Source organism: Peribacillus suis, from assembly GCF_059384845.1.
Genome location: NZ_CM182019.1, coordinates 1,618,289 through 1,634,022, shown reverse-complemented (window position 1 = coordinate 1,634,022; position 15,734 = coordinate 1,618,289). Strand labels below are relative to the sequence as shown.

Annotated in this window: 11 protein-coding genes; 2 read left to right on the top strand and 9 right to left on the bottom strand. The window is 31.6% G+C overall.

Features of this window, described 5'->3' with window-relative positions; all coding sequences use genetic code 11:
- Positions 1-945, bottom strand: coding sequence for a hypothetical protein (locus AC503W_RS08040; RefSeq protein ID WP_494916694.1), 945 nt, complete (start codon positions 943-945; stop codon positions 1-3).
- A gap of 634 nt (positions 946-1,579) precedes the next feature.
- On the opposite strand from AC503W_RS08040, the gene AC503W_RS08035 reads away from it, so the two are divergent.
- On the top strand, positions 1,580-2,239 hold the full coding sequence (locus AC503W_RS08035) for a RipA family octameric membrane protein (protein WP_494916692.1): 660 nt from the start codon (positions 1,580-1,582) through the stop codon (positions 2,237-2,239).
- Between the two features lie 314 nt (positions 2,240-2,553).
- Positions 2,554-3,564: a hypothetical protein gene (locus AC503W_RS08030; RefSeq protein ID WP_494916690.1), complete on the top strand. Its 1,011-nt coding sequence runs from the start codon at positions 2,554-2,556 to the stop codon at positions 3,562-3,564.
- Positions 3,565-4,309: 745 nt separating this feature from the next.
- Here AC503W_RS08030 and AC503W_RS08025 read toward each other — a convergent pair.
- From AC503W_RS08025 to AC503W_RS07990, 8 genes are all read right to left on the bottom strand, one after another.
- A complete protein-coding gene (locus tag AC503W_RS08025) occupies positions 4,310-6,622 on the bottom strand; it encodes a hypothetical protein (protein ID WP_494916688.1) in 2,313 nt (770 codons plus the stop codon).
- A 155-nt stretch (positions 6,623-6,777) separates the two neighbouring features.
- Entirely contained in the window at positions 6,778-7,752 is a 975-nt protein-coding gene (locus AC503W_RS08020) for a fibronectin type III domain-containing protein (RefSeq protein WP_494916686.1), read from the bottom strand.
- A 64-nt stretch (positions 7,753-7,816) separates the two neighbouring features.
- The gene (locus AC503W_RS08015; RefSeq protein WP_494916684.1) at positions 7,817-8,401 is read right to left on the bottom strand and encodes an HNH endonuclease; all 585 of its coding nucleotides are present in this window, start codon (positions 8,399-8,401) and stop codon (positions 7,817-7,819) included.
- A 1,586-nt stretch (positions 8,402-9,987) separates the two neighbouring features.
- Positions 9,988-11,604: a TOTE conflict system archaeo-eukaryotic primase domain-containing protein gene (locus AC503W_RS08010; protein WP_494916682.1), complete on the bottom strand. Its 1,617-nt coding sequence runs from the start codon at positions 11,602-11,604 to the stop codon at positions 9,988-9,990.
- 951 nt (positions 11,605-12,555) lie between these two features.
- The gene (locus AC503W_RS08005; protein ID WP_494916680.1) at positions 12,556-13,101 is read right to left on the bottom strand and encodes a GIY-YIG nuclease family protein; all 546 of its coding nucleotides are present in this window, start codon (positions 13,099-13,101) and stop codon (positions 12,556-12,558) included.
- A 121-nt stretch (positions 13,102-13,222) separates the two neighbouring features.
- Positions 13,223-13,750, bottom strand: a complete 528-nt coding sequence (locus tag AC503W_RS08000; protein WP_494916678.1) for an HNH endonuclease — start codon at positions 13,748-13,750, stop codon at positions 13,223-13,225.
- A 606-nt stretch (positions 13,751-14,356) separates the two neighbouring features.
- Positions 14,357-15,271 (bottom strand): tyrosine-type recombinase/integrase, encoded by a 915-nt coding sequence (locus AC503W_RS07995; RefSeq protein ID WP_494916676.1) that lies wholly within the window; start codon positions 15,269-15,271, stop codon positions 14,357-14,359.
- A gap of 178 nt (positions 15,272-15,449) precedes the next feature.
- The gene (locus AC503W_RS07990) at positions 15,450-15,665 is read right to left on the bottom strand and encodes a YneF family protein (protein ID WP_402875361.1); all 216 of its coding nucleotides are present in this window, start codon (positions 15,663-15,665) and stop codon (positions 15,450-15,452) included.
- Positions 15,666-15,734: the final 69 nt, after the last annotated feature.

The window sequence follows — 15,734 nt, the reverse complement described above, 5'->3', positions numbered from 1 at the left end:
TCACCCTCCAAAGTCTAATGGACAGTCAATTAGCCAACTTGCTATTGCTTCATGACATAAGTCGTTATATACCGAGAATTCAAAAATATCATGAAACTTTTCTCCAACTAAGGCATTCTTGTATTTTTCTAGAGTCTCTTTCAACAACTCTTTAGGAGTCAAATCTGTAAGTAATACTTCAGCCTCTAAATGAGTTGCAATGGAGCTTTTGATTTTCACCTGTTTTTCATATGCTGAACTATATGTTTGCTGCATATGAGTGAGAATTTCTTGTCCTTTAATATAGTTACGAACCTGATAATCGATAAATATATTGGTTTTTTTTCTTTTATCATGTTCTTCTAGATGTTCAAACAATTTCCCAATTTTTTTGTCTAAAATTCCAATTGATGATGTTTGACACTTTTTCCAGTTGATAACTTCCTCCTGGTCAGGAACAGGCACGTCAATACTTATCTTTTCATTAAGAATTTGCTTTGCCTTAATAATTTCTTTACCATAAAAAAGTTCATCATGGACCAGTACGTCAAAAGAACCAGCTAATAAATCATTTAGAGTATCATCATTCCTAAATTCGATTGCTTTTTTATGGCAATGTGCAACGAGCTCTTTATTAGTTATTTTGGGAGTCAAAAAAATCCATTTTTTAACTTTGACGCCTTGAAAGAACTTCAGTAACTGTTTATGATATTTTTTTAGTTTTTGTAAATCCGCCGACACTTTATCCCGTTGATGATTATAAAGTTTAGAAGAATCATATTCATCATCAGGGCAATAGCATTGAAAAATGATTCCAGTTCTCGTGAATCCTTCAATTCCTAAATCACCATGTGTATGAGCCGTCATCTCTTGATAACCTTCATTCTCATATTTCATTTTTAATAAAGTTTGGCAATGTTCTTCCCAACTGTCCCCGTTATATGTCCCAAAAGGTGTTTTGAGCATAATTACCCTCCGCACTAATATAAAAAATTTAGTAAAATTGATATATAATTATTATGGTACATGATTTTAACATTATTAGCTAATTTACATCAATTATCTACCAATTCACCTAAAAAATATATATTTTTGGACAAAAAAAAGAACTATACCTTATAATTGTTGATTGTTATGGTATTTATTAAATTTTCTTCCCTATTAATAAAACTTACTTTTATTTATTAGCATTATGACCCACCCTTTTTAACTCTAGAAATACATCTTTTCTATTTAAAATTGCTACAAATACAATCAAGACATATTAACCCTGTTTTATACTTACTCTATTGTAGAGCATAAGTTCAATAAAATAAAAGAAGGATACTGCATCCTAATTCTAAGTTTTTTTAAAATCCTTTAAATTAGTTTAAAATTTCTCAAAAAGGCAAAAATCATACCTATCATTTTCTTTTCAAAACCGATATCATTTTACACCCCCTACTAATGACAGAAGAATTCCATAATATACGTTGGATGCAAATTTTTTTGTCAGAAAACAAAAACAAACTCGATAAGAAAAATTTCTCTCTTAATATTACTTTAAAAACTAAAAACACTTTACTGCTTATTAGCAGAAAAAATATGGGCGGGTGAAGATATGGCTAAATCATATAGAAAATTAATAAAAGATACATCTGCATACGATAGGACCTTCAAAGTAGATAGAAAAAAAGCTTTAGAATATGCGTTAGATATACGTAAATTTGAGATAGATTTATACTGGAAACGAGCAACTTATTTTTGGACTTTTATAGGTGTAGCCTTTGCAGGCTATTTTGCTCTTTTAACTGCGAAAAATATTCCTGAAGAGGCTATTTTTTTGGTTAATTGTCTAGGATTTATTTTTACTTTTAGTTGGTACTTAGTAAACAGGGGAAGTAAGTTTTGGCAAAATAATTGGGAAAGACATGTAGATATGCTCGAAGATACGGTAATCGGTCCTTTATATAAAACAGCTATTAATATGGAACATCCCAAAATGATACATATATTCGATGAATATCCTTTTTCTGTTTCAAAGATAAATCAAATATTAAGTTTATTTTTATGTATCGTTTGGATATTTTTGGGTTGCCGTTCTATTAGTAGCTTATTCAACATTTTCGAACCTTTTAAAGGATTTAATATGCTGTTAATAGGATTAATTACATTAATTTATATTGTTATAGTATTAATTTATGGAAAATCAACACCAAACTTAGGTGATAATACAGAAGCAGGCAAAGTGTTTGTTGTAAGAAAAAGCTTTCTTGAATAATGAAAAACTATTAGTTTCTGCGAGCCTCCTCAAGAGTAATATATCAATATTATATACGTTTTATCGGCAAAATAAGTAGAAAAATTCTTTCTAGAGTCATATAAAAATATCGAATTTGTATGCTTTCACTATCCTGCCCCTTACATATGTAATGGTTGCTAATGTTTCTTAATTTTTTTAATCTATATTGTGATTCATATGCCTTTACCAATGGATAAAATAATTTTATGATAGTATACAGACAAATTAGAAAATACATAAGTATTCGATACACCGTTAGTGTCTATAGTATAAACGGGGGAGACTTGAAATACATGGACAGCGTATTGCCTATTGGAAAGAAACATGGATGTTTTACTGTAATAGCTGGTTTTGAAGCATACCAAGAAGAAGTTGCTAAAGAAAAAATTATATGTTTTGAACAAGAAAAGCAAAAATTTATAAATGGGGAAAAAAGCACGTGGCATAATTTTGAATCTGTAGATGCTTTTGACAGACTGATACGAAGTTATAAGTCTTCTAAGAACTACAAATGTCAGTGTAAATGTGGAAAAGTAGTTTATGTTAATGAGACTAATTTATTAAGAAAGAAATGGAGAGATTGTGAAGGATTTGGCGAGAGAGAAGATACAAATTGTGCGTTAAAGCAAGAGCGTAAGAAAAAGAGATTAGCTTCATATCCCAGGGTAAAGGATGAAAGTTATGATATTGATTATTCCAATACCACACATGAATCATTAGAGATATTAGAATGTATTAATGAAAATTATGAGGGAGGGTATGTTGTATATGATAGAAGAAAAAAGGGTGCTGGCATATGTAAAGTATTTAAACTATATAAATGTCGTTGCTACCTGTGTGGTAAAGAATATCAATTTAAATCATCAGATTTTAAAATAAAAATTGATGCCTATGGACGTAGAGCGAAAGAAGGATATTATTGTGATACTTATTGTAACTGTCATAACATTTCATCATTTCAATGGCGAACTATAAAAATACTGAGAGAACATAATGTAGCATATAGAGTTGAAGTTGACTTTCAAGATTTATATGGTGTAGGACATAAGAAGTTATTGCGTTATGATTTTGCTGTTCTCGATTCAGATAATAGCATTAAATGTCTTATTGAGTGTCAAGGCGAACAGCATTATAAGCCTGTAGCTAAATTCGGTGGTGTTTCGGAATTTGAGTCACAAGTAAAGAATGACGAATTAAAACGTGTTTATGCCAATTTACAAAATATACCTTTATTCGAAATTCCATATACTTGTAATACGTATGAAAAGGAAATAAAATTCCTTAAAACTACTGGAATTATTTAATCACATATTTTCAGATATCGCTTAACTTAAAGGACACTTGTCAAGATGCACTGAGCCAATGAGATAATGGTTGTTGGATATAGGATTAAGAGAGCATAAAATTACAGTTTATCGGTGAGCATGATTTAAAATTACATAAGACACTTCAGTGTCTTTTTTTATATCATCGCTAATTGTTATTTCTTGCACTAACCTGCCCGTTACTTGAACTACATTTCTTCACAATCACTATAACTTATTGTAGCAAACAATAAAGGGGTTATATTAAAACTAAGTTACAAACCATAGATAAATACAAGAAGATAAGCCAAGACCCGGAATCATAGCTTTATCCTAATGCTAGAACTATTATCATTTTTCAAATAGCTTAGTATTAAAAGAGCGGGGGAGTATAACGGATGGTTGCTCTTAATGAAATCACAGTTTTATTAGTTATTGTGCAACCATGTTTTGGGTTCAAACCATGTTCATTTCACCCGCTCCAATATCCAATAAGGGAGAGCCTATACTAGGTTAGCTTCATGTTTCAATTAAACTAGCATAATTCTATTTTTTTCGATAACAGTAACAATCCGAACATACGAAAACTCTTGTCACTACTGTATTTGTAAAATGTTTATTATCGTAACCGTATAAATACACGATAACGATTATAGAGAAAAGCTATACTTTTAATATGTCTCCTTTGTATTAGACAAAAAGGGACTAGCATTTGTATCACTAACCAATAACAGTTATTAATATTTCAATACTCTAAATTAAACTTTTCTTTTTGTTTAATCCCCTTCATACTTAACTCCCTTAATTCATCCAAATGCTTTCTGATTTGCTTAGAACTATAACCTGATACTAATTTTACCATTAAACTATTTTCGTATTTTTTAATTTGATTGTAATAACTCCCTAGAAGTTCTTTCAATGCTTCCTCTTCATCAATAATAGCTTCCTCAACAAATAATAGAATGCACAAAATTTTATTATTTTCATTAGCTAAAGCTAGTCCTAATCTATTATCGATATTTTTTAACATTTCTCTAAGCCTTGACCTAGCTAATTTCTTATTTTTTGTTAATTGAATTTCGAATAAAAATGTACTTTCTAAGCCATCTGCAATAATATCTGGAAAAAAGATACGGGTATTGCTAGATATTCTATGTTCACTACCTTTAGTTACATCAAAATCATTTGGCAGGTATTTCTTAACTAAATATAAAACATACTCTTCCAATAATATTCCCTTATAACTATTCGCTCTATTAAGACCACTTTTATATTTTGAATCAGCCTTGAAATCAAAATTATCCTCTAATAAGCTTAATATATTTTCTACAAACTTTGGTAACTGTATATTATTATGGTTTAATGCTGAATCTTCTTTATTTAATAATGCTATACTAGTCAGTTTTTCTTTAATACTGATATTTTCATCTACATTATCCTTATCCCGAATATTGGAATATATTTTATTTATCATTTCTTCTAGGGAGTATACTTTATCCCTGTAATTTAAATTATGCTCACTTTCAAAGGAGTTGGTTTTTCCTTTCATACCTTCTAGCAATTCTCTATTGTACTTAATCTGATATATCACTTCTTCTGAATTAGATTTAACCTCTATAATTTTATTAGATTGGAGTAGTTTATTTAGCAATATATCTATATAGTCTTCAAGGGCTTTAAATCCTTTTAATGGATGATTCTCTTCTATACTACTTATTAAAATAGTTTCTTTTGTAAAAGTACCGAATGAAATAATCTTTTTAACCCAGTTGTAGAGTTGATTAAGTAGAAAATCTATTATTCCATCTGTGTACTCATATTCGTGTTTTAGTTCATCTTCAATATCACTTATAATATCAAAAACTTCAGAGTTCCATTTTAAATAATAAGCCTGTTTAGTATTTATGTTTAAATATGCTTTATTGTCTTCCCATTTTACATCCTGTTGAATTAAACTAAACAACCTTCTAGGAATTCTATTTGCTTCAAAAATCTTATTTTTAATATAGTAATTTATTAAATCTTTATTTTCAGTCTCTTCACCTTCAAAAATTTTACTAATTTGCATTACGAATATATCTACATCTAGAATGGGTACATGAACGACCTTTGAAAATAAGCTTGATATTACAGCATTATCTTTACTACTTGCTAAATGATATTGATAAAATAAATTTTGACCCGTTACCAATAAAGTATAGACATATTCTGATAACATCAATGGCTTAAGCTCATTCACTAGAGTATTAACCTCGTCATCATTTTCAATTTTATCTATTTCATCAAGTACTAAGACTACACTTATTTCATTATTTATTTCTTTCAATACCTCAATTAATTCTACTTCTGCAATTTCATTGTCATATAATCTTTTAATAACATCTTCTTTTTCTTTTTGCGTAATATTCGAATGCTTATAATTAATTTTAATAGCTAACGCTAACCAAATTAAGGAAATTAATTTAAATACGATATCTAAGTATGTAGGAATATTAATGTTTGATAATGAAACTAGGAATACTAAAATTGGGGGAATAATAGAATTCAAGAACTTTTGTAAATTAAAGTCACTTGAAATTGTAACTTGTTTTTCTAATTTATTTATTAATTTATGAGAATCAGTTACTTCATAGAATGTTTTCATATATAACATTTCTACTTTAGACTTAATATTTTCCTCAAATTGGAATCCTTTATTTTTATTTTCGTATTCTAAAAGTGACTTGTACAAAGCTCTGCTTATTTTTCGAAGAATAAGAGAGATATCTTGATATTTAGGGATGCTTAGATATACGAAAATGCTAGTTTTTTTTTCTTTATTTGATAGCTTTACTAGTTCCTCCTCTACTTTTTTAATTAAGGTTGTTTTACCTGCACCTCTATAACCTGATAAAAGATAAGGAGAGGGATTACTATTTTGTATTTCTTGAGCTAGTTGATAAACAAATGAACTTGAGTAATCCAAATTAGAGCAATCTTCATCAGAAAAAGTTTTTACCCTTTTGAGTTCATTAAAATTAATATTTATCTTTATATATTCGTCTTTATTATTGCTCATGCTACTCAACTCCAATTTCGAATAAAATACTCAATACCCAGGCTATTCTTAACAAAGAAACAAATATATATTAGTTTCGTCAAGTAAATGTTCTAGTAAGAGCCGAAGAAATCTCTTCTTCCATCATTTAGTTGATTATTTGAAAATTATTCTTTCTATTTATTTGTTCTGATTTTCAAGTAAGATACTGGACTTTCCGCAAATTCATTATAAGTAACTAGGGAAAATTCATAGGTTTGACCAGAATTTAAACCAAAAATCTTAATTCCAGCCTCTTGATATCCCCTATCATAAATCACCTTTCCATCTTGCATTAGTTTATAATTAAACTGAGTATGGTCTTTTTTCCACTTAATTATTACTGAATTACTATCTAGTTCTTTAAAACTTAATCCTAATGGAAAAGCTGGTACTATAGAGGATTGTAATTTCTTTTTTTCTATTTCATCCATATCATTAATAATTAGCTTTTTAAAAATTTTTAATGTTTTTTTGTCACTCCGTTTCTTTAATGCATCTAACTCTATATGATGTTTTTTACAAAGGAAACGGACGCTATTTTTAGCTCGATGCTCTAACAAATATGTTTTCATAGTTTTATATACATCAAATTTGATTAAATCCCCATCTTTTCCGACTATAGATTCTAACGCACTCTCTTTAAATATCTCTTTCCTGTCTTTTTCTAAGTGTGCTGTCTCCAACGTCTCTCTTACATTACAGTTTTTCAACTGGCATACTCCAATAAGACTTTTTCTAGATTTAAAAAAACTCTGGATTATATTCCTTGCTTCTCCACTAAAAATCTCACAGAATACTACTTCACTCGATGCTAGCACAAAAGTATCTTTATATTTCTCTATGCTGTTAGGGTTTGTTGTAGCTATAAGTGTATCTATATAATTTAAATGAGGATTTGCAATTATTTTCACAATCATGTCGTTACACTGTTTTGGAGTGTACAGAAATAGCTTGCCTTTGTCATCATCTTCTAATAAATATTTTTTAATAACTTCAAATGACTTCCACCCTTTAGTTTTAAATCTATCGTGCTTCATAAGTGAATCCATTTGATGTGTTGAGAACAATGATTTTAAGAAATGTAATAGAACTTCATTATCACTTGCCATAAGACCACCTATTTCATTAAATTAATTTCTTTATTCCCAATGTTAAAAATTTCAACTGTGATTGTTAAGTTTTATATACATTCTCCTTATGCCATTTCATATACTCCTGCTGGTCCTCATTCAAAATAATCTTCATAGTTTCATTGATATTTAGAAAAACCTTAGTTGCTTCATCCAAACTTTCTGAAATTAAAATTCTTCCATCATTGTCAAAACTAATATATCCCTTATCAAATAAGGCATCATGATTTGGACAAAGTAACAATCCATTATTAACATCTAACCGCTCATGATTATTAGATTCACTCCATGGTTTTATGTGGCTAGCAACTAGAAAACGTTCATCTGTGACACCACATAATCTGCATTTCTTTTCAACTGCTAAAAGAGCCTTTTTAAAAGTGGATTGACCAATTCGAGACTTAATAATTTGCTCTTTCTCAGTTTCTGTTATTTCAATGTCTTCAGTTTCAGCTTTTACAATTGATTCTAGTTCAATATACTCTTCCGTTGAAAAACCTTCTCCAATGTCTAATCCAATGTTACTTTGTTGATTTTGCGTAATTAGTGAATTAGCTTCATTCAATTGATTTATTTGTAATTCAGTTTTATCAAGTAAATCTTTAACACTGAGATATCTCTTCTCCAACGGATTATCCTTAGATTTTCCTTTTCTAAAACTCGAATAGGAGTAAACGGCTATTTTTTTCTATATCCAACAAAAGTATCTCCATATTTTGCGAGAAAATATTTTAAGGTTAATTCTCTAGTTGAACCCTCACCTTCCATTTTCTCTATAAGAGAATGTGAGTGTAAGTTTACTTCCTTATCTCGAATAGACAGAAGATACTGTTTAGAATCCACTTTAAACTCCCATATTTGATATTCAGCTTCAATATTTTCTTTAAAGAACAGCCTTTTAAATTCTTCATAAGCCCTATTTAGACTTATATTATCATTAAATAAAGCTACCTCAGGAAAGTGAACCGAAAAATCGTGAATTTTAGATACTTTTTATCATTCCTTCCATAAATAATATAATTATATATCAACAGAGTTCATAGTATGTAACCTCACTATAGTAATGATAGGCTATTTGGCTTTTAATTTTGTGCAGCAACTGATGCAATTTTCATATAGACTGCTCCTTTAAAATTAATGATTAGGAAAATCATACCATATAGATATATAAAAGAGCAGCACCCTTTTGACGCTACTCTCATAAAAAAAGCTGTTATGTGTGTATGTGCCTACTATCTACAGTTCTCAAATGCAAGATGGTTAATATTATAAAAAAACATTCCCCTTGCATTACATTCTGATAATCTTGTAGCAGACTATATAAAAGACGGGTTTTATTAGTTATTGTGTTACGATGACTTGAATTCCGACCAATTGTTCAAACATCCGCTCCAATTTATTAAAATTCTCAATTTAAAGCCCCTCCTCAACATGTTATCTACTCCAATCCTTCAGCTGTTGCAATACCTTCAGTCTTGCAATTTTTAAGTGCTTCTGCTTGTTCTCTCCCACAAACTATTACTTCGACTCTTTAACATTCCACTTTCAACCTAAGTCCTTTAATTTCTTCTGTACTTTTCTAACCATTTCCCTTGCTAGGTGGTCTATGCTTGTCCCCTTGTATACATCCGAAAAGCTTCTGCGACATATCTATATATTGCTGCTGTATTTGTATTGCAAGCCTGCCACCATAACACCCAAAGAGCATGTGGTTGTGCTACTCCTTTCAGTCCTAACACCCCCTTTTATGAATAAATAAGTTATTATGTCAGGTTTAGGAAACTTTTCGAATAACCGCTGCTTGCGAAATTAACTGTAAAAGGCTTCTCGAACACTCAATAATTCTGTGGAGAGTGGATGAACCAACCTATGTCCAGTCCCCAAAAATTGCTCCCTTAATATGTGGAAACTCCCCCTCCCATACCTATGCTTTATGCGTCTTCATCTCCTCCTCTATTAGAATGAGTACGGAATGATGCACGGTAGCATGGTATGTATGCCTTATTCGAATAATTAAAGGCTTTAAAGGCAGGGGGTACTGTTCCGTATACACTCCACAATACCCCCTTTTATGAATAAATAAGTTATTATGTCAGACTTAGGGAAAGTTGTGCCATGAACACCAACAGAGCAGACACGCAAGCTATTTCCACATGCTCGCTACCGTCCTGCTCTCATAATATTATTTACTGATTTAGATATAGTAAGTTTTCTTTACATTGCCTTGTAAATTGGTTTTAAACGCTTATAATATACTTTCTTAGACACTAATTTTCTTGCTTTCTCTTCTGAGAAAAGAACGACTATTACGGAGGCTATTTTTTTGTCTTCTTCGACACTCTCAGCAGTAAATACTAAACTATTACTGTCACCTTCTGCCTTTGGAATGTTGACCTTGAAGTAGTATGGTGTCTTGTGCTTCCCTACTTGCTCTGTCACCTTTGCTATTTCCAGTACACCTAACTCCACAAGTTTGTCTATTTGTTTCTTTAACGCTTGCCTTTCTACTGTGCAACCATACTTAGCCAATGTACTATATGCAGTATAAAACACATAGCCATTGCTCTTCTTTGCATGCTTCTTACTTTCCATCAGGAAGGCAAATAGCAATTGAATTAGTGGGAACTTTCGCTTCTCACTGGTCTTATTGACTGTCTCTAGAATAAATGTCAACTCGCTCTCAAATAATTCCCATTCTTTGCGACCTTTTTTGCTTAAGCTGTAGTCTTTTTCATATATTATCCCTGTAAGCCTTTCAGCTTCCCCCAGTGCATACTCAAGAGTTGTGTCTTCACCAAACTTGCTTCTGTCATTCGCATAAGCTTCCGTTATGAATGCTTTGACTTCTACAGTCGTTTGCTCTTGAGTCCTTCCCAATCCCTTAAGGTATTGACCTGTGAGCAGAGTTGCATTGTGTCTTGTGCCTTTGTAGGCTAGCTTCCTTCGGAGCAATAACTGTTTGCAATATTCTATCTTGTCCTCAACAGACTGGAACGTGTTAGTAACGTTTGCTTTAGCATGTGTCAGTAACTTCTCTTTTTGCTCGATATGCTTATGTTCAACCGCAGTAGTATTAGCTTTTGGCGTTAGCTTCTTGCACATGTCTATGAAGTTGTGAGCGTTTATTCTGTCCTCTTTTGCCTTCTGCAAGTACGTAATAGTACTTTTAGCGTCCAAAGTTGCTCCTACTAAGTCAAAGGAATTGTTTGGTACAAAATATGTTAATGTATATGTTCCTTGATGAACACACAAAGGTAACTTTACACCTTGCATATTTGTTGGTCTGAACTCTATCTTGTGTTTGTCTGCTTCAATATCCTTAACTATATGCTCATAAAAAACCTTCATTATCTTTATACTCATAGCTTGCTCGAAGAACATGTCTATATGAAAGCCTTTTTTACCACTGTAAGAGACATGTATTTGTTCTCGTTTAATGCCATGTCTTAGCATGCTGTTTACGATTCTTCTCGCCCACTTCTCGCTCTTTTCCCATGAGCCATAGTCAATGTCAAAGCACAAGAACTTGCTTAGTTCTTTTCCTGCAAATATTCCATATACCGCTTTACCTTGTACATGCTTCACTAACTCGGCTGTAGTAATAACATAACGAGCATTCTTTAAATAACCTTTTCCCGCTTCTTCTGTCCTATACTGTGCTTGCCTTTCCTTGTCCCTATATTGAATAAGCCTCTTCTTCTGCTCTGTTACATATAAGTCGAATAGCAGTTGTGCAATTTCTCTATTCTGCTCCATTGTTGGTCTAGCATTGTTAATTTCTAATACAAACTGCTCTAGCTTGTCGTTTTGTTTTTGAATATAATCCTGCATCGTCAATGTGCCCCTTTCTATTTTAGTTTGCAAAGGTTCCTGCTTTTTCATTTGGTTGTACCGCTCTATCATGAAACAAAGCGGGTGTTTTCTCATACAGGAATACACTCGCTTGTTGTATTCTCTTATTCTCGTTAATTGCTATAGGCTTATAACCTCTCTATAACAAATAGTTAGCCATTCCACCGCTAAAAACAGCTTTACCGCTGTTTGCTTCTGTAGCATTTTTTACTTTCAACCCACCCTTGGTATTATTTGTGTGAGCGACTCCTTAGACAACAAAAAAAGGAGCAATCTACACACAACTAACCTCGTTAGTAAGCACACTTAACCCTGTCCAATATAGATATAAAAATATATCTATCCCTATGAATTCATCATAGATTTACAGAATATGTGTACCTCCTTATGAGGCGGTTGAATGTAGGCTGTCCCCTTTATGGTTAAATAGCCTATTCATTTATTAATTTATATTATATTACTTTCAACAGAGTATTGCAAAAGATTTAATACATTTGTATGTAGCATGGGATAATTCAGAGAAAGTGATGTGCCATCTCAGAGTATCCTTCGTTTAGATTCTATCTTATTTGTTTACCAATTATCGATAGGACTTGTAATTCCCTCCTTCTCTTTGACTCTTAATTTAGTAACTCTTGCACCAGTTCACTCACTTTCATATGAATAGGGGGTAGAGGCATAAAAAAAGGATATACACGTTTCGAGATTCACTTTAGAAATATATATTGTTAAGTTATTTTTATTGGATGAAAAGCACTAAAAGTCGTCTCGTATCGTCAGGATATTTTACACCATGTTGGTGTGAGTTAAGGTGCTAGTAACTCACCTATTTCTCCTAACACAAAATACATGTATTCTTAAAAAACCTTTTTTTGAAAACCCAATTCCCTTTTATTATTCTGATGGAATGGAAATGGAATACATTAACCATTAGTAATATCCCTTCTGGCGCTTTACAAGGCAGGGTAAACAGAGACATTTTTTATTTCCATTACACAACACTCTTTTCGAGGACAATAACTCTTCTTCCCCATACCTTTTGTATGTCAAATCTTCCTCTTTCTCTCTTTCAATAAGAATACTATCAAATGAAAGAATAAACTCTTCTAAAGACCCTGATATATGAATGCCATATTCTTTGGCTACTTTCTTTACAGATTCTTCATCGGTGCACCTATTAAATATCCAAAAAGCATTGTTATCAATTGGGTCGAAATACCAGATTAATAAGTGTTCTAATACATGCAGTGGATAAATTAGTGGGTCTGCAATAATTACACTCATATAATCTATATCTGAGCTTAACTTTCCATGATGCCCATATGAATGGCTACTAATTCTTTTCTTAAAGTCATCATCACACTTACCAATATATGTAATATCATTATATTGATTTAGAAAAAAGTAAATCCCAGAAATACCTTTTAATGAAGTAACATTAAATCCTTTTGAGTGTGTATATTCTTTCTTCGCCAAGAACTTTACCTCCTTTGAGATATTCTTATTAATTGAAAAGCACCTGTACAGCTAATTGTTTAACAATCTCCTATAATTTTAATATAGTAGGCGTTAAACCCACCCCTAGCTTCTTCCTAAATTAATATTTATATTCTTCAACTTTAAGACTTCCCTTTTGGCTATTACATCTTTTACAGGCACATACGCAATTTTCAAAAGAGGTAATTCCTCCTTTTGACTTAGGCATTACATGGTCTATTGTAAGTCCATATTCTTTACAGTAAAAACAGGTATAACTGTCTCTTTCAAGGACCATTTGTTTAAAAACTTTTCCACTGTATAATTGATGGATTAATTCTCCATTTACTATTCCTGCCATCTTTGCATCTACCATTTTTACTGCATCTTCGTAAGAAATGATTGAATCAATTCTCTTACCCTTTCGGATTAATAACTGGACATTTATTTCTTGTCTTTTTAACTTCTTAGTATTAAAAGAATAATTGGAAAGATTTCTTGGTTTACGCTTACATAAATAGCAGTAAGATTTTCTTTTTCCTGGTTTTCTTCCATTTGATTCGAATAATTTATACCACTTATTCAAACCACATTTTTTACAAGTTTTATATAATGAGCATGAATCTCCTGAGTTAATATTTTTTAACATATTAACCTCTCCTTTCACTATCCTCCTTGTTGTTTTGAAGAAAAAGAGAAATCTCTCAACATCATTTTACTATATTAAAATTAAATTTCAAGATAAATTTCAGAGTTTTCTGACTATACGATACAGTAATACACTGATTTATAAGCATTATTTATTTGATTAACATTTTACTACCGTAAATATTTATTATATAAAAATAACATTTTTCGCTAATTAACTAAAATCTTACTTGGAGAAGTAAAAATAGTCGAAGACGAAACCATGAGTTTAGTGATACCCCCAATAGCATAGCTAGCGGTTGTATTACAGCTCTAATTACATTATCCCTACAAAAAAAGCCTCCCTTTTAAATTAGGAAGGCTTTTTTTAAGGTGTTATTATGCGTAATGTGTAATTCGTACTTTCGGTACTTTGTTCCGTACTTCCATGACACGATTTCCCTTTTTAAAATAAAGTGGACAGCTTTTTAACTAATTATATGCCATCACACGCTTGATGTAAGTGGACCACATTTCTAAAAAAGATGAAATATTTTCTTAATTACATCACCTTTTCTTTCCAGTGAGCTACTCCTCCAAAACATATATATCAGAAATCTTAACTAATTCAACTACCTTTCATATTCATTAACGGACTAGACGAGGTAGCCTTGTCTATTAATTGTTCATTGTTCATTGATGATAAATACCTTTGAGTAGTTGTTATATCAGAATGACCAAGAAGTAAACTTAGTGAGTGCAAGTCTAATTTACCACTAAGAAGGCTCTGAACGCTGTAAAAGTGTCTGAAGGTGTGTGGTGATACTCTCTTATCTTCTACCCCTGCACGCTTCCCAGCTTCCTTTATGACATTATACAATGATACATGAGATAACCCTGTTCCAAGGTATGTCAGGAAGAAACAGTCCTCTTTAATGACTTTGTCCTTAAAATATTGCTTCCTCATTCGGTCATATTTAATTAGAATCTTTTTTAGCGCAGGACTTATGAAAACAATTCTTTCTTTGTTCCCCTTCCCATAGATTAAAAGAGTCTTTTCTTTTACATTCTCCACTGTTAAACTTCTTATTTCCATTGCTCGTAGCCCACAATCAGCTAACATGGCAATCATCGCCTTGTTCCTAGCTTCTATATACGTCTTATAGGAAAAGGCTTCTATCATACATTGTACTTCTTCTACTGTGAATCCATTCAACACCTTCTTTGGCACTTTAGGTGTTACTACTTTGCTAATTGGATTTTCCGTTAAATATCCTTCCTTCTCACACCAATTAAAGAAGGCTGCAATCATCTTATACATCGTAACTATACTTTGTGGCTGTAAGCCTGCCTGCTGCTTTATTCTAAAATAGGCACGAAGGTCGAAGGTAGTTATACTTTCTAGTTCAGTGATTGCCCTTTTATCTTTAAGATATATTTTTAGATTCTTATACTCCTGACGCTTATTAATCATTGTCTTCTGTGTGTACCCTCGTGCCAAACAGTGATACAAATATTCTTCTAAAACATCTTCAAAAACCATAAAAAATACCACCTCTCTGTTAATCATTCAACAGAATAGGTGGTATTAGAATAGAAATATGAAGGATTAACCAAATAAAAAGAAAAATCCAAGGAAGGATTCAGTCTGTGACTTATCCTGTCCATTTGAACTTCATTTTGGTACAGATATCCATCAAAAAACCTGATTATAACAAGGTTTATTTGGTTTGTTGTTTATTCATAGCACTCATCATTTGATTAATTTTCTTTTGGGACGGTTTCATACCCATTTGCATCATCATCATTTTCAACATTTGTTCGTTAATTGGCGGATTTTTCTTTAAGTAATCCATCATGTATTTACGAGCGATGAAAAATCCTAGCACTATTCCCAAAATCAATGCTAGTACGCCAACTAGAATGTAAACCCACATACTATTTCCTCCTTCATGTTGTCTAACATCAGTGTACTAGACCAAATATTATTATACAATACCCGCTAG

Bases quoted from the DNA above. Each gene is read 5' to 3' on its own strand.
- AC503W_RS08040 (WP_494916694.1), bottom strand. From the start codon at position 945: ATGCTCAAAACACCTTTTGGGACATATAACGGGGACAGTTGGGAAGAA.
- AC503W_RS08035 (WP_494916692.1), top strand. From the start codon at position 1,580: ATGGCTAAATCATATAGAAAATTAATAAAAGATACATCTGCATACGAT.
- AC503W_RS08030 (WP_494916690.1), top strand. From the start codon at position 2,554: ATGGACAGCGTATTGCCTATTGGAAAGAAACATGGATGTTTTACTGTA.
- AC503W_RS08025 (WP_494916688.1), bottom strand. From the start codon at position 6,622: ATGAGCAATAATAAAGACGAATATATAAAGATAAATATTAATTTTAAT.
- AC503W_RS08020 (WP_494916686.1), bottom strand. From the start codon at position 7,752: ATGGCAAGTGATAATGAAGTTCTATTACATTTCTTAAAATCATTGTTC.
- AC503W_RS08010 (WP_494916682.1), bottom strand. From the start codon at position 11,604: ATGCAGGATTATATTCAAAAACAAAACGACAAGCTAGAGCAGTTTGTA.
- AC503W_RS08000 (WP_494916678.1), bottom strand. From the start codon at position 13,750: ATGTTAAAAAATATTAACTCAGGAGATTCATGCTCATTATATAAAACT.
- AC503W_RS07995 (WP_494916676.1), bottom strand. From the start codon at position 15,271: ATGGTTTTTGAAGATGTTTTAGAAGAATATTTGTATCACTGTTTGGCA.
- AC503W_RS07990 (WP_402875361.1), bottom strand. From the start codon at position 15,665: ATGTGGGTTTACATTCTAGTTGGCGTACTAGCATTGATTTTGGGAATA.